This window comes from Burkholderia sp. Bp9015 (genome assembly GCF_003853505.1).
Lineage (GTDB): Bacteria > Pseudomonadota > Gammaproteobacteria > Burkholderiales > Burkholderiaceae > Burkholderia.
In genome coordinates, this window is sequence record NZ_QTPZ01000029.1 from 45,143 (window position 1) to 66,105 (window position 20,963).

Annotated in this window: 20 protein-coding genes; 7 read left to right on the forward strand and 13 right to left on the reverse strand. The window is 69.4% G+C overall.

The annotated features are described in order from the left end of the window. Nucleotides 1-101: 101 nt before the first annotated feature. Nucleotides 102-1,490: a DHA2 family efflux MFS transporter permease subunit gene (locus DIE12_RS26830; protein WP_124484669.1), complete on the forward strand. Its 1,389-nt coding sequence runs from the start codon at nt 102-104 to the stop codon at nt 1,488-1,490. A gap of 25 nt (nt 1,491-1,515) precedes the next feature. Here DIE12_RS26830 and DIE12_RS26835 read toward each other — a convergent pair whose 3' ends face one another. After that, nucleotides 1,516-1,896 (reverse strand): DUF4377 domain-containing protein, encoded by a 381-nt coding sequence (locus tag DIE12_RS26835; protein ID WP_124522002.1) that lies wholly within the window; start codon nt 1,894-1,896, stop codon nt 1,516-1,518. Between the two features lie 240 nt (nt 1,897-2,136). On the opposite strand from DIE12_RS26835, the gene DIE12_RS26840 reads away from it, so the two are divergent. Both DIE12_RS26840 and DIE12_RS26845 read left to right on the forward strand, forming a co-directional pair. After that, a complete protein-coding gene (locus tag DIE12_RS26840) occupies nt 2,137-3,312 on the forward strand; it encodes a helix-turn-helix transcriptional regulator (protein WP_044845685.1) in 1,176 nt (391 codons plus the stop codon). Between the two features lie 227 nt (nt 3,313-3,539). Continuing rightward, nucleotides 3,540-4,733, forward strand: a complete 1,194-nt coding sequence (locus DIE12_RS26845; protein WP_124522004.1) for a tyrosine-type recombinase/integrase — start codon at nt 3,540-3,542, stop codon at nt 4,731-4,733. A gap of 21 nt (nt 4,734-4,754) precedes the next feature. Here the strand turns inward: DIE12_RS26845 and DIE12_RS26850 are convergent, their stop codons facing one another. From DIE12_RS26850 to DIE12_RS26885, 8 genes are all read right to left on the reverse strand, one after another. After that, nucleotides 4,755-4,973: a YXWGXW repeat-containing protein gene (locus DIE12_RS26850; protein WP_124522006.1), complete on the reverse strand. Its 219-nt coding sequence runs from the start codon at nt 4,971-4,973 to the stop codon at nt 4,755-4,757. 98 nt (nt 4,974-5,071) lie between these two features. Further along, nucleotides 5,072-6,235 carry a DUF1501 domain-containing protein gene (locus DIE12_RS26855; protein WP_124522007.1) on the reverse strand — a complete coding sequence of 388 codons (1,164 nt, stop codon included), beginning with the start codon at nt 6,233-6,235 and terminating at the stop codon, nt 5,072-5,074. A 2-nt stretch (nt 6,236-6,237) separates the two neighbouring features. Further along, complete coding sequence (locus tag DIE12_RS26860; protein ID WP_124522009.1) at nt 6,238-7,632, reverse strand: DUF1800 family protein; 1,395 nt, start codon at nt 7,630-7,632, stop codon at nt 6,238-6,240. A gap of 229 nt (nt 7,633-7,861) precedes the next feature. Further along, the gene (locus DIE12_RS26865; RefSeq protein WP_124522011.1) at nt 7,862-8,707 is read right to left on the reverse strand and encodes a GNAT family N-acetyltransferase; all 846 of its coding nucleotides are present in this window, start codon (nt 8,705-8,707) and stop codon (nt 7,862-7,864) included. A 75-nt stretch (nt 8,708-8,782) separates the two neighbouring features. Next, entirely contained in the window at nt 8,783-9,286 is a 504-nt protein-coding gene (locus DIE12_RS26870; RefSeq protein ID WP_124522013.1) for a periplasmic heavy metal sensor, read from the reverse strand. Continuing rightward, a complete protein-coding gene (locus DIE12_RS26875; protein WP_124522015.1) occupies nt 9,283-9,702 on the reverse strand; it encodes a hypothetical protein in 420 nt (139 codons plus the stop codon). The genes DIE12_RS26870 and DIE12_RS26875 overlap by 4 nt, the downstream gene beginning before the upstream one ends. Beyond that, complete coding sequence (locus DIE12_RS26880; protein WP_082088561.1) at nt 9,699-10,463, reverse strand: RNA polymerase sigma factor; 765 nt, start codon at nt 10,461-10,463, stop codon at nt 9,699-9,701. The genes DIE12_RS26875 and DIE12_RS26880 overlap by 4 nt, the downstream gene beginning before the upstream one ends. A 217-nt stretch (nt 10,464-10,680) precedes the next feature. Beyond that, nucleotides 10,681-10,980, reverse strand: a complete 300-nt coding sequence (locus DIE12_RS26885; RefSeq protein ID WP_124522017.1) for a YXWGXW repeat-containing protein — start codon at nt 10,978-10,980, stop codon at nt 10,681-10,683. A gap of 305 nt (nt 10,981-11,285) precedes the next feature. Between DIE12_RS26885 and DIE12_RS26890 the strand changes: the two genes are divergently transcribed. Continuing rightward, the gene (locus DIE12_RS26890) at nt 11,286-12,971 is read left to right on the forward strand and encodes a metallophosphoesterase family protein (protein ID WP_124522019.1); all 1,686 of its coding nucleotides are present in this window, start codon (nt 11,286-11,288) and stop codon (nt 12,969-12,971) included. A gap of 204 nt (nt 12,972-13,175) precedes the next feature. On the opposite strand, the gene DIE12_RS26895 is transcribed toward DIE12_RS26890, so the two are convergent. Next, nucleotides 13,176-13,808, reverse strand: coding sequence for a LysE family translocator (locus DIE12_RS26895; protein WP_124522021.1), 633 nt, complete (start codon nt 13,806-13,808; stop codon nt 13,176-13,178). A gap of 136 nt (nt 13,809-13,944) precedes the next feature. Then, nucleotides 13,945-14,841: a LysR family transcriptional regulator gene (locus tag DIE12_RS26900; RefSeq protein ID WP_124522023.1), complete on the reverse strand. Its 897-nt coding sequence runs from the start codon at nt 14,839-14,841 to the stop codon at nt 13,945-13,947. A 265-nt stretch (nt 14,842-15,106) separates the two neighbouring features. On the opposite strand from DIE12_RS26900, the gene DIE12_RS26905 reads away from it, so the two are divergent. Beyond that, on the forward strand, nt 15,107-15,367 hold the full coding sequence (locus DIE12_RS26905; RefSeq protein ID WP_006760082.1) for a hypothetical protein: 261 nt from the start codon (nt 15,107-15,109) through the stop codon (nt 15,365-15,367). 273 nt (nt 15,368-15,640) lie between these two features. Continuing rightward, nucleotides 15,641-15,940 (forward strand): DUF4148 domain-containing protein, encoded by a 300-nt coding sequence (locus DIE12_RS26910; protein WP_124522025.1) that lies wholly within the window; start codon nt 15,641-15,643, stop codon nt 15,938-15,940. Between the two features lie 100 nt (nt 15,941-16,040). On the opposite strand, the gene DIE12_RS26915 is transcribed toward DIE12_RS26910, so the two are convergent. Beyond that, nucleotides 16,041-17,816, reverse strand: a complete 1,776-nt coding sequence (locus DIE12_RS26915; protein ID WP_124551381.1) for a sensor domain-containing diguanylate cyclase — start codon at nt 17,814-17,816, stop codon at nt 16,041-16,043. Then, on the reverse strand, nt 17,813-18,934 hold the full coding sequence (locus DIE12_RS26920) for an extracellular solute-binding protein (protein ID WP_044845699.1): 1,122 nt from the start codon (nt 18,932-18,934) through the stop codon (nt 17,813-17,815). Before DIE12_RS26920 ends, DIE12_RS26915 begins: the two co-directional genes overlap by 4 nt. A 536-nt stretch (nt 18,935-19,470) precedes the next feature. Between DIE12_RS26920 and DIE12_RS26925 the strand changes: the two genes are divergently transcribed. Beyond that, complete coding sequence (locus DIE12_RS26925; RefSeq protein WP_044845719.1) at nt 19,471-20,904, forward strand: PLP-dependent aminotransferase family protein; 1,434 nt, start codon at nt 19,471-19,473, stop codon at nt 20,902-20,904. The last annotated feature ends 59 nt before the right edge of the window (nt 20,905-20,963 follow it).

The following is a 20,963-nucleotide window of genomic DNA, read 5'->3' on the forward strand; positions in this document are numbered from 1 at the left end:
GTGCTCGTAGACCGGCCGTGCGCCGGCGCGCGCCCGCTGTTGGCGGGCCGCGCCGCCCGTCGCGTCGCCGCCGCGCCGGTCGCCGCACTTCCCGTTTCGTCATGTCCCGCGAACCCTCACACTCCGCGCTGCTGTGGATCGTCGCCGCCGCGTTCTTCATGCAGTCGCTCGACACCACGATCGTCAACACCGCGCTGCCGTCGATCGCACAAAGCCTGCATGCGTCGCCGCTCGCGATGCAGCCGGTCGTGGTCGTCTATACGCTGACGATGGCGATGCTCACGCCGGCGTCCGGCTGGCTCGCCGACCGCTTCGGCACGCGCCGCGTGTTCTCGCTCGCCATCCTGGTGTTCTCGCTCGCATCGATCGGCTGCGCGGCGTCGCACACGCTCGGCCAGCTCGTCGTCGCGCGCGCCGTGCAGGGCATCGGCGGCTCGATGCTGCTGCCGATCGGGCGGCTCGCCGTGCTGCGCCGCGTGCCGGGCGAGCGGTACGTCGCGGCGATCGCGTTCGTGTCGATCGCCGCGCAACTCGGCCCGATCGTCGGGCCGACGCTCGGCGGCTGGCTCACGCAGGCGATTTCCTGGCACTGGGTGTTCATCGTCAACGTGCCGGTCGGCATGGTCGGCTTCATCGCGGTGCAGCGCTTCCTGCCGCACGACCAGGCGATGCAGCCGCCGCCGTTCGACTTTATCGGCTGCGCGCTGCTGTCGGTCGCGATGATCGCGTTGTCGCTAGCGATCGATCCGCCGATGCGCGCGCACCGCGCCGGCTGGGCGATCGGGCTGGCCGTGCTCGGCGTGGCAAGCGCGCTCGCGTACCTGCCCCATGCGCGGCGGCGCGCGCAGCCGCTGTTCCGGCTCGGGCTGTTCCGCGAGCCGAACTTCGGCGCGGGGCTGCTCGGCAACCTGCTGTGCCGGATCGGCACGAGCTCGGTGCCTTTCATGCTGCCGCTGCTGATGCAGGTGCAGCTCGGCTATACGCCGCTGCAGTCGGGGATGATGCTGCTGCCGGCCGCGATCGCCGGCGTGATCGCGAAACGCTGGATCGCGCCCCTCGCGAAACGCTTCGGTTATGCGACGTTCCTGGTCGTGAACACGGGGATCGTCGGTGGCGCGATCGCCGGGTTCGCGCTGGTGTCGGCCCGGCCCGCGCCGGTGCTGGAGATGGCGTTGCTGGTCGTGTTCGGCGCCGCGAACTCGATGCAGTTCGCCGCGATGAACGCCGTGACGCTCAAGGGCCTGTCGCACGCCGACGCCGGCAGCGGCAACAGCCTGTTCACGATGATGCAGATGCTGGCGATGGGGCTCGGCGTATCGATCGGCGGCGGGCTCGTGAACCTGTTCGCCGCGCATTGGGGCTCGATGGCGAACGGCTTCATGCTGTCGTTCGTCTGCATGGGCGCGGTCACGCTGCTGTCGTCCGTCGTGTTCCGGCGGATCGATACCGCCGCGCCGCCACGGCCGGTCGCGCCGCGGCCGTCCGCGTAAGCGCCGCCGCGGGCAGGCGCGGCCGTCAGTTCACCGGGCGGCGCTCGACGACCCGCTTGAGCACCCAGCGGATCGACGAACCGTCGGCCGGCGGCTGCGCGACGCGGTATTCATCGACTTCCAGCACATATTGATAGCCGGGCTGGTACGCAAAGCCCTCGATGCCCGCGTACCACAGGCTCCACGGCTCGGCCGGACTGCTGCGCACCTGCAGGCAGTCCATCGGCGCGACGCCCGTGCAGCGGGCCGCCTGCGGCGCGACATAAACGGTCCGGGTCACGGGCCGGCCGTCGGCCGGGCGGTCCGCGCGTGCATCCGGCGCGGCCGCGCCAGTCTGGCATCCGGCGAGTAACGTGCTGCCGGCGATCACGGCCGCGCCGAGCAGCGTTCTCATCTTGCGAATCATCTGATGGTCCTCAGGAAGCGTTGGCGGGCCGATTAGACGAATGCTGCGCCGGCAAAGTTCACAAATGGCTTACAGCGCGCGCGCCGCCACCCTCATTCGTGGGATGTCACGTCTGCACGGGCACGTTACCGTATTCCGGTGCAGGCAACCGCGCGCCGCCGCCGGCGGTCCGCATTCGCGCATGCACGCACCCGCACGCCCGGCGCACCGCGACCCGCGGCGGCAACAGGAGACAACCCGATGACCACGGCGCCCCCGGCCCTTCCCCCGTGCCTTGCCCAATCGAAACTGACGCTCGAGCAGTACGACGCGCTGCTCGCGACAATCTACGAAGGCCCGCTGGAAGACGTGCCGTGGGGCGGCGCGCTCGAACAGATCCGCGTGCACCTGGACGCGAACTACGTGACGATGATCCTGCGCTGGCCCGCCAGCGGCCACGCGGGGCTGATGATCAATGCGTCCGCGGCGAGCGCGCCGCTGACCGGCGTCGCGTCGTACAACAACTACTATTACGCGCTCGATCCGTTCGTGAACCTGCCGAGCGATCGCGTCGTCACCGTCGACGAGCTGCTCGGCGTCGGCGTGTGGCGCAGCAGCGCGATGTATCGCGAGTTTCTCGAGCCGTTCGACGTCGGCTACCTGATGGGCGCCGACCTGCGCACGCCCGACGGGATCGAATGCCGCTTCCGCGTGTGCCGCTCGCATCACGGCCGCGCGTTCTCGGCGACCGACAAGGCCGTCTGCAATGCGCTGCTGCCGCACCTGAAGCGCGCGGTGCGGCTGCATGCGAAGTTCGGGATGGTCGAATCGGAGCGCACGCTGTATGCGAGCGCGATCGACCGCATGCTCGTCGCGACCGCGATCCTCGACGAGCGCGGCACGATCATGAAGACCAATTCCGTCGCGGACGAGATCTTCGCCGAATGCGACGGCCTGCGCGTGCGCGCCGGTGCGCTCGAGGCATCGTATCCGCTGGAGGACCGCAAGCTGCAAAAGCTCATCCGCCAGGTGCTCGCGGAGCGCGCGGGCGGAGCGCCGTCGGTCGCGCAGGCGATTGCCGTGCCGCGCCCGTCCGGCAAGCCGCCGCTCGGCGTGCTGATCCGCACGGTCCCGCTCAGCGAATGGTCGGAGGACAATCCGCGCCGGCCCGCGTGCGCGATCTTCATCCGCGATGCGGAGCGCAAGTCGCAGGCGTCTCACGACATCGTGCGCAAGCTGTTCGATCTCACGCCGGCCGAGACCGCGCTGGCGCTCGCGCTCGTCAACGGATCGACGCTCGAGGAAGCGGCCGACGAACTCGACATCAGCAAGAACACCGCGCGCTCGCACCTGCGGGCGATCTTTTCCAAGACGGGTGTCACGCGACAGGCGACGCTCGTGCGGACGTTGCTGAACAGCGTGTTGTCGCTGGGGTGAGGTGTTCGACCGGCCGGGAAGCCGGATTCGTGGACGGGTTGCTCCCGACGCCGGAAAGCAGGAAGCGGTCTGCACCGAAACGGCCGATGCGGACGGTATGAGCGCCAGCCGTAAACCCGTTGCGCTTCGCCAAGTCGTGATCGTGTATTACCATCGGCGTTTCCTCGTACGCTTCGTCGCGGCGCGTGCGCCCGCCCGGCCACGGGCGAGCCGCGCCCCCTGTTCGCATGACCTCACCCGTTCCGTCCGACACCGCGCTGCGGCCGCAGCCGATCGACGCGCTGACCGTGCCGGCCGCGCTCGACGGACGCGCTGGCACCAATCGCTCGACGAGCGCGCATCCGCAGATCGCCGCGACCCATGATCTCGACGCCGTGCGCGCATGGCTCGCACGCTTCGTCGATACGCCCACCACGTTCCAGAACTACCGCAAGGAGGCCGAGCGCCTGCTGCTGTGGGCCGTGATCGCGTGCGGCAAGCCGCTGTCGTCGCTCACGCACGAGGATCTCGTCGTGTACCGGCAGTTCCTGCTCGCGCCCGCGCCCGCCGACGTGTGGTGCGCGAACGGCGGCCGCAAGCATCCGCGCGGCGACCCGCGCTGGCGGCCGTTCTACGGGCCGCTGTCGGCGGCCAGCCAGCGGCAGGCGATGGTGATCCTGAACGTGATGTTCTCGTGGCTCGTGCAGGCCGGCTATCTGGCAGGCAATCCGCTCGCGCTGTCGCGGCAGCGGCAACGGCGGCCCGCGCCGCGCGTCACGCGCCATCTCGGGCCGCCGCTGTGGCAGGCGGTCAAGGATGCGATCGCCGCGATGCCGCGCGACGATGCGCGTGCCGCCTTCCATGCGGATCGCGCGCGCTGGGTGTTCACGCTGATGTATCTCGGCGGGCTGCGCATCACCGAGGCGGCCGACACGACGATGGGGCAATTCTTTGCACGGCGCGATGCGAACGGGCGCGATCGCTGGTGGCTCGACGTGACCGGCAAAGGCGGCCGCCAGCGCCTCGTGCCGGCCACCGCCGAGATGATGGCCGAGCTCGCGCGCTACCGGCGCGCGCATGGCCTGCCCGCGCTGCCGGCCGACGGCGAAACCACGCCGCTCGTGCTGCCCGCCGGTCGCACGCGCAAGCCGCTCACGCGCGCGGCGCTGCACCGGATCGTGAAGCAGGTGTTCCGGTTCGCGGCCGACCGGTTGCGTGCGCAAGGGGATGCAGGCGAACAACAGGCGCGCGTGCTCGAACAGGCATCGGCCCACTGGCTGCGCCACAGCGCGGGTTCGCACATGGCGGACGGCCGCGTCGACCTGCGGCTCGTGCGCGACAACCTCGGTCACGTATCGCTGACGACGACGAGCCAGTATCTGCACGCGGACGACGACTGGCGACACAGCGAAACCGAGGAGAAGCACCGGATCGGCTGGTGAACGGCGCGCCGGCCCCCTGCTTCAATACACGGCGGCCCAGTGCCCGGACACCCACGCCCAGTGGTTGCCGGCCCAGCGGTAATGACCTTTCGCCCAGCGATAACCGGGCGCGGGCGGCGGCGGCATCACTTCGGCGACCGGCGCCGGCTGCGGCGGCCGCGCGGGTTCGACCACGCACGCGGACAGCAGCGCCGCGCTCGTCGCCACCCATACGGCAAGCGATACGGATCGGATCTTCATCGTCGATTCTCCCTGTTGTGCAATCGATCGGTCGGCGGAGGCGAACCCGCGTACGCCGTGCATCGAGTCGTGCATCGCGCTGCGCATCACTCCGCGCGTCACGCGGTTCCGCGAACGAGGCCCGTCATCGGCCGCGTCGCGCCGCTTTCCGCGAACAGCGTCGACGCGGTATGAGCGGGATCGAGCCGCAGGCTTTCGGCGGCCGCGCCCGCGATCAGCGCGTCGAGCGACGCGGTCGGCTTCAGGTCGCGCCCTTCGTACAGGTCGCCCGGCCGCAGGCCCGGCCAGTCGGCGATCACGCGTCCGCCCGCGACCGCCCCGCCCGCCAGCATCGCGACCGACGCCTGCCCGTGATCGGTGCCGCCCGTGCCGTTCGCGGCGGCCGTGCGGCCGAACTCGGTCGCGACGAGCACCGTGGTCCGCTGCCACACGGGCCCGAGACCGTCGCGCAACGCGGCGAGCATCGTGTCGAGCGCCTTCAACTGATTCGCGAGCCGCGCGTTCTGCGCGCTGTGCGTGTCCCAGCCGGCCGTCTCGATCATCGCGATCCGCGGGCCGTCGTCGCGCGCGAGAAACGTCGCCGCGAGCTTGCCGACGCCCGCCGGATCCTGGCGCGCATGCGCGTCGCCGGCGAGACCGCGCGCGGCCATCGCCGATTGCCACAGCGGCCCGAGCTGCGCGTCGGCCTCGTACAGCGCCGACACGCGCGCGAGCAGGTCGTCCGGTGCGGCCGGCAACCCGGACGCCGCATACGACGCGGCCTGCACGCTGCCGCGCAACGCGAGCGGCACCGTCGGCGCGAACGCGATCGCGTTGTCCCGCGTCGCCGGCAACATCGCGGCGAGCCGGTTCAGCCAGCCGTCCTTCACCTGGTACGGCGCGCGCCCGCCCGTCTCGAGCACGTTCTCGCCGTCGAAATGCGAGCGGTCGCGATACGGCGACGCGATCGCGTGGACGAACAGCGCCTCTCTGTCGCGAACCATCTGCGCGGTCCGCACGAGCGACGGATGCAGCGCGAACGTGCCGTCGATGCGGGTCGCCGTCGACGCGTCGATCGCCAGCGGGCCGCGCAACGACGCATACGCGGGTTCCGCATACGGGACGACGATGTTCAGCCCGTCGGCCGCGCCGCGCTGGATCACGAACACGAAGCGCCGGTCGGTTTCGACGTTCGCGAACACGATGCGCGGCGCGACGAGGATCGCGCCCGCACCGGCGGCGGCGATGCTCAGGAAATGTCGACGGGTAAGGGATCGGGCCATGTTCATCTCCGTTGAAAATCGGGCGACACGAGCAGCAGTGCAAGCGACGTGGTCGCGCTCTCGGCACGCGAGAGTGCCGTCGCCGTCGGTGCGCTCAGCGAGCCGGCCAGCAGCGTCTTGCCGAGCGTGCGCGGGTCGAGCCGGTCGCCCGTGCGTGCGGCAAACCGCTGCGCGATCTCGACGCGGCGCACCAGCGCGTCGGGCGCGGCCCAGCTCGCGGCAACGTCGTCGTAGCCGGCCGGCGACCCGGGCCGCCATACCGGCTGGCCGAGCTGCGCGAGCAGCGGCGCGGCCTTCAGGTCGCCGGTATCGCGCCAGCCGAGCCCGCGCAGCGACGACACGGCCCACTCCCACGGCGTCTTGAACTTGCGATTGACCGGCGACCATGCGTCCGGCGCATCGACCAGCGCGCGATAAACGGTCGGCAAATCGCCGCCGCTCGTATCGAATGCACGGGCGAGCCGGTCGGTGAGCGCGGGCGGCGGATCGTCGGCGACGAAATGACGGGCGAGCTGGAACGCGACATGCCGGCCCGTCGCCGGCGAACGCGCAAGATCGCCCAGGATCGCGCGCGCTTGCGCGTCGCCCGGCTGATCGTAGGTGCGGCTCATCACCGTGCGCGCGCCCGGTTCGTGCAGTTTCGGGCGGAACACGAACGCGCCGGGCGCCACATCGCCGGGCTGCGGCCCGCGTCCGCCGGCGATGCTCCAGCCGGTCAGCGCACGCGCGAATTCCGTCACGTCCGTTTGCGTGTAGCCGGTGCGTACCCCGAGCGTGTGCAGCTCCATGATTTCGCGCGCGAGGTTCTCGTTGAGGCCGCGCCGTGCCGCCGGATTGCGCGCGTCGGCGCGCAGCGCGGCCGGACTGTCGGGGCCGACCGAGCGCGCCTGGTCGAGGAACAGCTGCATCGCCGGATGCTGCTCGACCGCGACGAGCATGTCCTCGAAGCGGCCGAGCACGTGCGGGCGGATCGCATCGCGCTCGAAGGCGCCCGCGTATGCGGCGACCTGCCCCTTGTCGACCGACACCGCGAAATGGTTCGCCCAGAAATGCACGAGACGCTCGACGAACGGCGTGGACGTGGCGAGCGCGTTGTTCAAGCGCGCGGCGACGGCGCTGCGATAGGCGTCGTAGCCGTCGCGACGGATCGACTGCGCGGTTGCGCGCCTGGCCGCCGCGTCGTCGCTCGTCATCGTGTTGCGGGTCGTCGCGAAGCGCGTGGCGAGCGTGATCGCGTCCGGTTCGCCGGCCCATGCGGCCGGCCTCGGGTCGTAACGATCGAGCTGGGCGACCAGCGCGGCCTTCGGATCGGCAGGCGGCGCGTCGTCGGCCCGCGCGCCGAGGCCGAAGCGGTTCAGCGCGATGGCGGCCGGTGAGATGTCGTTCGGGTGGTCCATGACGGGGGCTCTCGCGATGCGTACCCGTGTTTAACGGAGGGTGGCGGGAAATCCGTCGCGGGATGAGCGAAATATTTCGGGTTCGGCGCGGGGATGTATAGCTTGCGGTCGGCTTTCAAGCAGCGGCGAGCTGCGCGCGTGCCGCGCCCGATCGTCAGATTTCCACAGCACCGGTGTTCCCTCCATCACGAGCTGCCGGACGGCAATCGTCCGAGCCTGTTCGTGACCGTCACCCCAGCTCGAACGACGTCACGCCGAACACGCGGTCGATCGCGATCGCCGGCGCTTCCTTCGTATACATCCGCGCGGTTTCGAACACGCTCGACATGCCGTGCCGTTCCGCCAGCGCGACGGCCGCGGGATTCGTTTCCGGCACGTCGAGCACGATCATCTCGCCGGGCATGCGCGCCGCCAGCGCGCGAAACAGCCCCGTGGCGACGCCGGCGTCATCGGCGAACAGTGGGCCGATCTTGCAGCCGGCGTTGCAGCGGCGCACGACGCCGTATCCGGTGATGCGACCCGCGTCGATCGTTGCGAGCGCAACGGCATCCGGCTGCGCGAGCCACGCGGAGACGAAACGCGCGCGCGGCGCAGGAAAACACTGGCGGTCGTACGCCAGCAACTGCTCGAACGGGACCTCGGCCGCCGCGGCCGCGTGCGCGCATCCGATGCCGTCGACGCGCCCCTGATAGCGGATGTTGCGATACGCGAGCCGGAACCCCGACTTCCGGTAGTTCGCCTGTTGTGCCACGACACCGTCGAGACCGACATTGCGGTCTCCCAGGTAACGCATGCCGTGCTGCCAGATTCGCATGCCGAAGCCTTTGCCGCGAAACCCGGGTTTCACGATGTACAGACCGATGAAGCCGAAGCGTTCGTCATACGCGACGGCAGCAAGGCACGCGACCGGCTCGCCACGCCACACGCCGACGAAAAAACCGGCCGGGTCCGCTTCCCTGAAACACGGCGGATCATGCAGGCCGGGGTTCCACCCTTCGGCTGCCGCCCATTCGACCGACATGGCCACCTCGTCGGCCGACATGGTGCGCACGATCAAGTCTTCGCTTCGATCCATGATTCGCCTCCGTCGCGGCACTCGAGATCGCCGCCAACCGATTCGCGAGCATGACGCGTCGTCACGCCACGCCAGTTACTGGCTCCCCGCCGCGTCGCGCTTCCTCTGAAACCTCGCGGGCAGCCGCCAGTTCCCGCTGCGCCGCAACCCGTCGACGAATTTCGCGCGCTCATCCGGCGTCAGCGTCGCCGCGAAATCGACGACGCTGCGCTCGACCTGCCCCCGCAATGCACTATCGGCCGCCCGCGTCCGATCGAGCGCCGCGTCGATCGCCGCACGATCGAGCTGCGGCGCCGCCAGCAGATCCAGCACCGTGATCCGCCCGTCACGCCCTTCCCGCGCGAAATCCCGACCTTCCTTGCGCGCCGCCTTCAGCGCCGCCGCAAACGCTTGCTGACGCGCGTCGGACAATTCGTCCGCGGCGAACCGCAACGCCGTGCGCTGTCCGGGGATCCCGGCCCCATCCAGGCCACGATGCGTCGAAAACCACTGATACGCGCCGCCGCCGATCGCGCCGAGCATGAACACGTTCAACACGACCGACCCGACGAGCATGAATTTCCAGCCGCGTTCGCTCATTCGTCGCCTCCGTCGATGCCCGGGCCGCCGAACGTCGTCGTCAGGTAGCCCGGTTCGTGTTGCGCGATCGGCGCGCTGCCGAGCATCAGCATCGACACGGCCACCGCGCCCGCCAGCGCGCCGGCGAGCCCGACGCCCGCGAACGCCGCGCCCGACCACCACACCGTGCCCCGGCGCCGCGCACGCTGCGGCGCGGGCGCCGACGCGACGATGCGTTCGACGAGCGCCGGCGCGGGCGGCTCGACCGTATCCTGCACGAGCCAGGCGTCGAGCTCGGCGGCATCGTCGAGCGCCTCGAGCGCGTCGCGCGGATGCGCTTGCGCCCACGCTTCGGCCGCCGCGCGTTCGTCGCGCGGCCAGCGCCGCGCATCCGAGCCGTACGCGGCGACGATGGTACGGAATCGTTCGGGTGTCATCGCTTGTCCTCGCTAGGTGGGTCGCCGGCCAGTTGCGCGCGCAGGTTGCGCCTCGCGCGCGCGAGCAGGCTTTCCAGCGCATCGACGGTGATGCCCATCAGGTTGGCCGCTTCAACGTTCGACATGTCCTGATAGTACTGGAGCACGAGCGCTTCCCGCTGCCTGGGCGGCAATGCGGCGAGCGCCTCGCGCACGCGCGCATCGCGCGCGCGCAACTCCGCGTGCGCGGCCGGCTCGGGTTGCGGGTCGGGCACGTCGGGCAGCGTGTCGACCGGCTCCTCGCGCCGCCCGCGCATCCGGTCGTAGCACAGGTTCAGCACCACGCGATGCAGCCACGTGTCGAAGCGCGCTTCGCCATCCCGCCAGCGCGGCGCGTGATGCCAGATCCGCAGGAAGGTTTCCTGCGCAACGTCTTCGGCTTCGGTCCGGTCGCCGAGCATGCGCGTCGCGAGCGCAAGCAGGCGCGGCAGCTTGCGTGCGACGAGCACGCGCACGGCCGACGTGTCGCGTGCGCCGACCCGCGCGACGAGTTCCGCGTCCGGATCGGCGTCGCTCAACGCGGGCTGCTCCGCCATGCGCGGCGCGCCCGCCGCATGCTGCCGGCGAGCGTGCCCGCCGTCCGGCTGAAGCTCATCGTCGTGCTCTCCTTGCATGCGTCGGGCCGGCGCCGCACGGCGCCATGCCGGCGCGTCCACGGCGCGTCGCGCGCCGTGTCCGGCATCCGCCCGGCCGGTTTCGTCGACATCCGGTTCGAACGGCATATCGATCCTGTCGATCGCCAGCCGGCCGGCGCGATCAATATACGACGACCGGCGCGGGCCGGTAATACACCGGACGCGCCGGCACCACGACACAGCCGGCCAGCACGACGGCCGCGGCTGTCAGGATCACGATGGTTCGAAAAGGCATGGCTCGACGGATGAAGTTGTGTGGAAGTCCCGCCGCACCGGCGCTGCGCGCCGCGCGGCACCCGGCGCGTCACGCCCAGTGACCCGGCACCCAGCGCCAGTTCGGGCCGCGCGCGGCCCAGTGCCCGGGCACCCAGCGATAGCCGGCGCGCACCGCTTGCCAGTGCCCGGGGATCCACACGTAGCGGCCCTGCCGCCAGTGCCAGTGGCCCTGATCCCACACGTAGCCCGCGCGCGGTGCCGGCATCACTTCGACGCGCGGCGGCGGCGGCGCGACCGGCGCGACGATGACGGCCTGCGCGAATGTGGCGGAGGTCGCCAGCGCGGCCACGCAACCCGCGGCAAACCGTAATGAAATGGAAAGTTTCATGCAAGACTCCGAAGCATCGTGTAGCGAACGTGATGGCCGGAAGTGGCCGTTCGTTCGTTAAACGACGCATGCGGAAAAATCCGTCGCGACGCGCGCAAATAAATTTCCGCCGCACCGGCGACGCCGCGCTCATCCGGCGACGCATCGGGCCCGGGCGTGGACGACCGTCTGTCACAACCCGGCAAAACTGCGCTTCGACAATGCGTGTCACCGGGATCCCGCTCGTTTCCGGCCCACGCCCCGGACGCGCTCGCGCACGGCCGGGCGGTTCCGCATTTCGCGTGTCACTCAACGAAAATACGATCATGTCGAACCAGGACAACTTCCCCGCCGAGTCGAACGAGCCGGCCGCTTCCGTATCGCGTCGCGGCTTCCTGAAACTGGCCGGCGTCTCCGGCCTCGCCACCGCCGCGGGCGGGCTCGCGGCCGCCCGTGCCGCCGGGTCGAACCCGGACGGCACCCCCGAACAGGTGCACCTGACATGGGGCAGCGACCCGGCGTCGGAAGTCGCGATCTCGTGGGCATCGCTTGCGCCGGCCGTCAATCCGCGGGCGCGGATCGTCGCCGACGGCGAACCGGCACGCACCGTGCACGGCGTGCAGCGCCTTTACACCGACGGCCTGAACGGCGAAACGGTGTTCACCTACCACGCACGCGTGCACGGCCTGAAGCCGAACACGCGCTACCGCTACGAACTGACGGCCGACAACGACAGCAACGCCGCGCAGCCGTTTGCCGCGACCTTCACGACCGCGCCGCGCGGGCGCGCACCGTTCCGCTTCACGAGCTACGGCGACCTCGCGACGCCGAACGGCGCATGGGTGCTGTCGTCGCCGCAAAGCCGCTTCGCGGTGCAGGCCGTCGAGCAGTTCCAGCCGCTGTTCCACCTGCTGAACGGCGACCTCTGCTACGCGAACCTGAACCCCGCGCATCAGCCGGAGGTGTGGCGCGACTTCGGCAACAACAACCAGACGTCGGCCGCGAACCGCCCGTGGATGCCGTGCCCGGGCAATCACGAGATCGAATTCAACAACGGCCCGCAGGGGCTCGACTCGTACCTCGCGCGCTACACGCTGCCGGAGAACGGCACGCGCTTTCCGGGCCGCTGGTACAGCTTCCGCGTGAGCTCGGTGCTGTTCATCTCGCTCGACGCCGACGACGTCGTGTACCAGGATGCGGCCGCGTTCGTCGGCGGCCCCGCTCCGCTGGTGCCGGCCGCGAGCACCGGCCGCGCGCCGATCGAACCGGGCACGTCGTTCTACGTGCGCGGCTACAGCGACGGCGTGCAGACGCGCTGGCTCGAGCACACGCTGCGTCAAGCGTCGCACGATGACGACATCGACTGGATCGTCGTGCAGATGCACCAGGACGCGCTGAGTTCGTCAAAGACGGGCAACGGCTCGGACAAGGGCATCCGCGAGGCGTGGCTGCCGCTGTACGACCGTTACGGCGTCGACCTCGTGCTGTGCGGTCACGATCACGATTACGAGCGCAGCTACCCGGTGCGCGGCTGCAATCACCGCGCGGGCGTCGATGCATCGACCGGCGAAGTCGTCGAGACGCTGCAGCCGCGTCCGGTCGGGTCGACCGATCCCGAGCGCACGACCTTCGACACGAGCCACGGCACGATCCACCTGATCCTCGGCGGCGGCGGCACCAGTGCGCCGCTCGACGTATACGGCGAGAACCCGGCGACCGGCTTCGCGCAGGCCAAGGTCTTCACGAAGCCGAACCGGCCGGTGCCGGGCGCCGCGCCGAACACGTTCGTGCGCAAGCCGGCCGATGCGCTGGAGGATGCGATCTGGTCCGCGCGCCGCGATACGGGCACCGGCTACGGGATCGCCGTGTTCGACCACGATCCGGGCAAGCCGGGCGGCCACACGACGATCACGATGCGCTACTACCATGCGCCGGGCGCGGATCAGCACCCGAGCGCACAGTACGAGCTGTTCGAGACGATCGAGCTGAGCAAGAAGCGCCGCGAGCGCTGATGCGACGGCCGCCCGCAACGCATGATCGCGCGGCGGGCGGCCGGGGCTGGCGCGTGCGGGACGGCGCGCGCGACGCGCTGATGGATACGGCGAATACGTGACGGCTGCGCCATGCGGAGCGGCTGCGTCCATTCGACCGCCGCACCTTGCATGCGCATCGGCACGCCGGTTTCCACCGCAAGCCGCGTTGCCGCCACCGTGCCCCTAGCTTCGCGATTCCAGCGCGATACGCACGGCCAGTCCGGCCAGCACGGTGCCCATCAACCCGCGCTGCACCCGCGCCCAGACGGGCCGACCGGCGAGAAACCCCGCGATCGAGCCGGCCATGCTCGCGATCAGCGCATTCACGCAGACACTGACCGCGATCTGCACGCAGCCCAGTGCCAGCGATTGCGCGAGCACGCTGCCGTGCCCGGGCGCAATGAGCTGCGGCAGCAGCGACAGGTACATCACAGCGATCTTCGGGTTCGCGAGGTTGGTGACGAAGCCCATCGTGAAGAGCCGTGCGCCGCTGTCGTGCGGCAGTTGCCGCACCTGGAACGCGGAGCGGCCGCCCGGCTTGAGCGCCTGCCACGCGAGATACGACAGGTACAGCGCGCCGGACAGACGCAGCGCGTCATACGCGTACGGCACGGTCAGCACCAGCGCAGTAATGCCGAATGCCGCGCAGAACATGTAGAACACGAACCCCAGCGCGACGCCGCCGAGCGACACCAGCCCCGCACGGCGGCCCTGGCAGATCGAGCGGGAGATCAGGTAAAGCATGTTCGGGCCGGGCGTCAGGGCCATGCCGAGCGATACGAGTCCGAAAGCAATCAGGGTGGGCAAGGCCGGCACGGCAGTCTCCTTCGGCGCGATGAAGTCGGGGCGAGTGTCCAGCAATGTATTGCATGTCGGCGTCTGTCGGCATGAATAAACTGCAAGTCATGCATGAGCGCGCTTCACCCCGCCATCGCGTCGGTCCGCCGGCCAGCTACTTGCCCTTTTTCGCGCGTGCCTGCATCGCCTTTTCCGCCTTCGCGCGTTGCGCGTCGACCAGTTTAACGAATGCGTCGGCGACCGCGTTGCCGCTCGCGTTCCACGCCAGCCGCACGGAACGATGCAGCCTGGGCGACAACGCCAGCACCCGGCCGCCGAACCGGGTATAGGTGAGCGTGATGCGCGGGACGATCGACACGCCCATTCCCGCCTCCGCCATCGACAGAATGGTCCGCATCTCGACCACGTTGAACGCGGCGCGAAGCGATGCACCGTTGCGCGCGAAGTAATCCGCGATGACCGGCCCGCACCCCGCCTTCGAAAAAATGAACGGCATCGTGGCCAACCGTTTCGCCGACACGCTCTCGCGCCCGTCGAACATGCCGTTCGCCGCCACCGCGACGAAATCCTCGTCGAGCAACGGCAGGTTGTTCGCGAAAGTCTTCGTGCCGGCGACCACGCCGATGTCGGCGGTGCCGTCGTCGAGCCACCCTTCGACTTCCGCGTCCGTGCCTTCGAGCAGCACGGCCGTCACGCCCTCATGCGCCGCCTTCAACGCTTCGAGCGCGGGTACGACGAACGCGAGCGAGACGCTCGGCAGCGACGCCACCACCAGCCGACCCTCGAGCTTGCCGCGCGCCAGGCCGAACTGCTGGCGCAGCGTCTGCGCTTCCCGGACGACGTTCTGCACGTACGGCCACAGGCGTTCGCCGGCAGCGGTCAGGACGACCGGCTGGCGGTCGCGCAACAGCAGCTTGACCTCGGTGATGTCCTCCAGTTCGGTCAACGCGTGGCTGATCGCGGATTGACTGCGGCTGAGTCGGTCGGCCGCGGCCGTCAGCGAGCCGAGTTCGACCACGGCAGCCAGGGCCTGCAACTGCGCAAGCGTCATCTCGCCTCCTTGTTGCGATGCATGTATTTTTCACATGATAGAGCGACGCATCATGAATTTGATTGATCCGGTGTCATGCGCTTCGATTGCGCGCCATCGCGTGACCTCGCCCGATGCCCCGCGCCGCGCTCGGGCAAGATTCAGCCTCGAATCATGTCGAACGCCGTCGCCGGACACGCGCGCGATTGCGCCGGCGCCCGCGCCCGTCCAAGCCCCGTCCGTCGCGCCTTCAGCTCCGATCGCCAAGACGCGTTAGACTGTCCCGATGGAACAATGCCGTTATTGCCAGAGAATCCGCGATGAATGGGATTGCCACGGGGACGAATGCCGCCGGGCAATCGCGAAGGCACTGCGCCGGCAGCGCGCGGGCCTGCCGATGGTGCCCGATCGCATCCGCAACGAGCTGCCGTCCGGCGCGCCCACCCAGCAGGTGATCGCGGTCCTGTCGCGCCAGCGCCTGCGGGCGCGCCGCGGCAACGAGGAACGCCGCGAGCGCAAGGAAATCGACGACGCCGACGGCGTCTGATCCGCCAACGCCCCCCGCCAGCCGCCGCACCTGCCGGTGCCCCGCCACCGGGCGTTCGCCCGTGCGCGATGTCTCGCCACCCGTCCGCCGTCAGTTTGCAATTCCCGCAACGCGGAACGGGGACGGATCGAACTTATGTTGGAATTGTTGCCTCACCGACAATGATCTTTCGCCGGAATCCACGTTTACCCTGAATCCACCGACGCCTACGATGTAATCAATCGCTTACGACATGGTGTCGCCGGCGAACCCAATAGAACATCGGAGGTCATCATGAAATCGCTCGTTTCCGCAGTCGTCGCCGCTGTCGCCCTGTCCGCTTCGTTCGGCGCTTTCGCACAAAGCACCGTGACCCGCGCTCAAGTCCGCAACGAACTGGTTCAGCTCGAAAATGCCGGCTACAAGCCGAGCCAGTCGAGCCCGTACTACCCGGCCGACATCCAGGCCGCGCAAGCGCGCGCACACGCTGCCGACAACAGCGGCTACGGCGCGCAGCCGGCCCCGGTCGTCCAGGGCGGCGCACCGGCGGTCAAGGTGCGCAACACGCGCGACTCGGTCTACTTCGGCCACTAAGTCCGCCGCCGCGCGCATCGCGCGCGGTCCGCCCGGATCCAGCGAGCCCGTCCCGTGACGGGCTCGCCGCGTTTTTGCCGCGCGCCGGGCCGGTCCGCCGTCAGCGGCTGCCCTCCGCCGCCACGCGGCCGCCGTCGTCGGTGGCGATACCGCCGCCGAGCAGTTCCTGGTAACGCACGCACGCGCACTGCGCGGACGCCTTCGCCGCGTACATCGCCGCGTCGGCCTTGACCAGCAGTTCCTCGGCCGACGCGCCATCCGCCGGATATTCACTCACGCCGATGCTCGCGCCCACGGCCAGGTGCCGGTCGCCGAATTCCAGTTCCTCGGCCATCACGATCTGGATACGCGACGCGATATCGCCGATCACCGCGGGCGATCGCACGTCCGAAATCAGCACGATGAATTCGTCGCCGCCGAGCCGCGCGGCCATGTCGCCGCTGCGCAGCGCGAGGCTCAGCCGTTTCGCGACCGCGACGAGCGTGCGATCGCCGGCGGCGTGCCCGTGCTGGTCGTTGATCTGCTTGAAGCGATCGAGATCGACGAACATCACCGCCAGCCCCTCGCGCACCGCGGCCGCATGCCGGATCGCGGCATCGAGATGCTCCATGAACAACAGGCGGTTCGGCAAGCCGGTCAGCGGGTCGTGACCGGCGAGGTGCGCGAGTTCCAGCTGCTTCGCGCGCAGCATCGCGACCTGCGTACGAATCTCGACGCGCATGCTGTCGAAACAGCGCGCCAGCACGCCGATCTCGTCGGCCCGCGCGACCGGCAACCGTTCGGCGGCCGGATCGTCGAACACGTGGGTCGCCGCGCGCGCGAGCATCTGCAACGGCCGCGTGATCGCGCTCGCAAACAGGATCGCGAGAATCACCGCCGCCACGCTCATCAAGAGCACCATCCGGATGATCCGCTCGCCGAGCATCCCGGCCGGCGCCAGCACGTCCGTGAGCGGACGCGCCATGCCGAGCACCACGAAGCGGTTGCCCACGTTGTTGCCGAACGGCGTGCGCACGAACGCGAACATCTGGCCCGGTGCGGCGTCGGGCTGCGTGAGACCGTTGAGCGCCACGTTCGTGCGCGCCCCGACGAACAGCAGCCGCGTGTCGGGGAAGCTGTCCTGCATCAGCACGCGGTGCCCGCGATCGAAGCCGAAGATCTGCGACGGATCGGGGTGCACGAGGAAATCGCCCCATTTGTTCGCGAGATACACCACGTAGTCTGGCGGCAGATCGCGTTCAAGCCGGTCGAACATGCGCGTCAGCTCGACGTCGACGACCAGCGCGCCGACGACCCGGCCGCCTTCGTCGACCACCGGCGTGCCCACGCGCAGGATCGGCAGCCCTTCGGCCGCATGCGAGCCGGTCTCGTGATTGATCGCGATCGGCGACAGGTAGATATGACCGGGCGCCGTCGCAAGCGTATCGAATACGTAAGGAAACTGCCCTTTTTCCTGGAATGCACTCTCCGGCAACACGACGATGCCGTGCGCGTCGCGATCGACGCGGATCCGCTCGAGCCCGAAATCCCCGCGCGCGATCAGCCGGATCTGCAGGTACTCGGGGTGATTTTTCATGAAGCTGTAATACACCTGTTCGAGCCGCGTGCGCGGCGCGCGATCGGCGCCTTCCCCGCTCGCGACGGACGCCGACGCCGGCAATTGCGCGAGCACGAGCACATCGTCGGCCACGTCGGACAGCGCGGTCGTGAAGCGCTGTCCGAGCAAGTGCGTCGACATCAGCAGGCTGTGCTGCGCTTCCTGCACGAGCATCGTCCGGTTCGCGCGGTAGGTGTAGTAGCCGGTCGTGCCGGACGCGATCACGCCGATGCACGCGAACAGCATCGACAGCTTCCACGTGAGCCCGAGCCTGATCATTTTTCGAACCGCTCCGGCCGGTCGCCCGACACGATGCGGCTCCATAGCGACTCACGCCGCGCGATGTCCTCGACCGGCTGGATCCAGACGAGGTGCTGGTGGCCGGCCTCGAGACCGGGTGGCGGTTGGAGCGTATTCGCGAGCCCCTGGCGTTCGGTCAGCAGCACGCCGATCGCCGGTTCGAGCATGTAGTTGATCCACGCGAACGCCAGTTCGCGATGCTCCGCGCCGCGCGTGACGCCCCAGCAGTCGAGCCACGCGAGCGCGCCTTCGTCCGGAATCACGTAGCCGACATCCGCACCGGCGCGACGCAGCTGTTCGACCTGTTGCGTGCCATAGTTGCCGAACATCAGCGCCGCGCGATGCTGGACGAACAGCGTGGTCGCCTCGTCCGGAAGCGTGTAATACGTGAGCAGGTTGCGCCGCAGTTCGACCAGCTTGTGCGCGACGGCAAGCGTTTGCGCGGGCGACAGGCGAAACGGGTCGGGATAGCCGAGCGCGAGCGCGGTGAACGAAAAATTATGCGGCGCGCTGTTGAAGTCGAGCACCTTGCCGCGGTAACGCGGATTCCAGAGTTCCAGCATCGAGCGCGGCGCGACCGGCACCTGCTTGCGATCGTAGATCAGTCCCATCGACGAATACGTGAACGGAATCGCATAGGTCGAGCCGTTGCGCACGAGTCCGCCGATCGTCGCGAGCTGCTGGAAATTCGGCAGTTGCCGCCGGCGGTTGGGGATCTGCGACAGGTCGATCGGCGTGAGCAGGCCGTCGCTCGCATAGCGCTGGATCTCGGCCGTGTTGGCCGCAAGCACGTCGTACGGCGGCGGCGACGCGCTGTGCATCCGTGTCCACAACGCTTCGTCGGAATCGACGAAGGTTACTTCGACGTGCACATGAAAGTGCGTCTCGAATGCATTGACGACATCGTTGTCCGCGTAGCCGGGCCACGCAAGGACACGCAGTACGTTGTCGCCGACGGTCTCGGGGGAAGCGGCGCAGGCAGGCAGGCCCTGCCAGCCCAGCGTCAGGACGACAAGCCACCGGCACGCGGCGCGGCGCGCACGGCGCGCGCCGATTCCCCTGATCAATCGGTCCTCGTCCGAATTCCCCGTATGCATTCGACTGTCCTTTTTTCGAGTCGATGCTTGATCGTGCAACAAGACCACAAAAAATATCGCCGCGCAATTGGAACAAGCCGCACGCGCACTGCATCCGCCTATTCGGAGCGCGTCATCCGCGTACGCGTTCGATCGCACGTCGCTGCACGCGCTCGAACCCGGCCACTCGAACGGAGAATCATCAGGTGAAAGGCAAGACGCGACGTGTGCCAACTCCGCTTGCAGCCACGGCGCCACGCGGTATGTACTGCGTATGCGTTCGGAGCGTTCGGCGACGCGCGTCATCCATCGCGTCGTGTCACCACCTCCGCCTGCATGCGCGTCGAGCCATCGCATGCGCATCCGCGCCACGCAGGCATGAACGCCGCGATCACGCGCGACGGATGCGCACGCATCGGCATCGCCACGACAGCGCGACCGGCCGCGGCCGTCGCGCTTTCCTTTTCGGGCCGCTCGTCGGACAATGACGCGCGCCCGCCGGCGCGGCGCCGCATCGGCCCCGCGCGAGCGGCACCAAGCATGCTCCGCCCGCGCCGATGAAACGCTACGAAACCCTCGCCCAGACGATCGCCGACGAAATCCGCAACGGCAACCTCGCGGTCGGCACGCGCCTGCCGTCGCTGCGGCAGATCATCGCGCAGCATGGCGTGAGCCAGTCGACGGTGTTTCGCGCGTACTACCTGCTCGAACAGTGGGGGCTGATCCGCGCACGCGAGCGTTCCGGCTATTACGTCGCGCCGGGCGCAGGCCCGGCGGCGAACCCGCCCGCGAAACGCCGCGCGAGCCGTGCCGGCGCCACGCGCAAGGTCGACATCAGCGACCTCGTGTTCTCGGTGCTCGACGCCGCGACGCAGCCCGGCATCGTGCCGCTCGGCTCCGCATTTCCCGCGCCGCAGCTGTTTCCGCTGCCGCGCCTCGCGAAATCGCTCGCGCAGGCGACGCGGCTCGTCAGCCCGTGGAGCACGGTCGTCGACCTGCCGCCCGGCAGCGAGGCGCTGCGCCAGCAGATCGCGCGGCGCTATCTGGCAACCGGTGTCGCGCAACCCGTCGACGAGATCGTCGTCACCAACGGTGCGCTCGAAGCGCTGAACCTGTGCCTGATGGCCGTCACGCGGCCCGGCGACGTCGTCGCGGTCGAGTCTCCCGGCTTCTATGCGGCGCTGCAGGCGATCGAGCGGCTCGACCTGCGCGCGGTCGAGATTCCCGTCGATCCACGCACGGGCCTCGATCTCGATGCGCTCGCGAACGCGCTCGACCGGCACGACATCCGCGCGTGCTGGTTCATGACCAATTTCCAGAATCCGACCGGTGTCACGCTGTCGCTCGACAAGAAGCGCGCGCTCGTCGAGCTGCTGGCCGCACGCGAGGTGCCGCTGATCGAGGACGACGTATACGGCGAGCTGCATTTCGGCCCCGACTACCCGCTGCCCGCGCGCGCATTCGACCGGCACGGCCTCGTGATGCATTGCAGTTCGTTCTCGAAGACGCTCGCGCCCGGCTACCGGATCGGCTGGGCCGCCGCCGGCCGGTTCGCGGAGAAGGTGCAGCGGCTCAAGCTGATGACCACGCTGTCGGCGAGCATTCCCGCGCAGGCCGGCATCGCGAACTATCTGGAGCACGGCGGCTACGATCGTCACCTGCGCAAGCTGCGCGGCACCCTGCAGGCGCAGCTCGCGCGCATGGACGACGCGCTGCGGCGCTGGCTGCCGCCCGGCGTCGAGTGGGTGCGGCCGGACGGCGGGTATTTCCTGTGGCTGTCGTTTCCCGACGCGATCGACGCGATGGAACTGCACCGCCAGGCGATCGCGCGCGGCATCAGCTTCGCACCGGGGCCGCTGTTCTCGGCCGCGCACGGCTTCGAGCGCTGCGTGCGCGTGAACTTCGGCCATCCGTGGAGCCGCGACATCGAGCGCGCGATCCGCGTGCTCGGCGAGCTGGTCGCCGGGCCGGCGGTACGCAAGTCGGGCTGATCGCGCCTCGTGCGCACGCTGCGCGCCGCGCGCATCACGTCCATGCAGCGAAGCCGCGC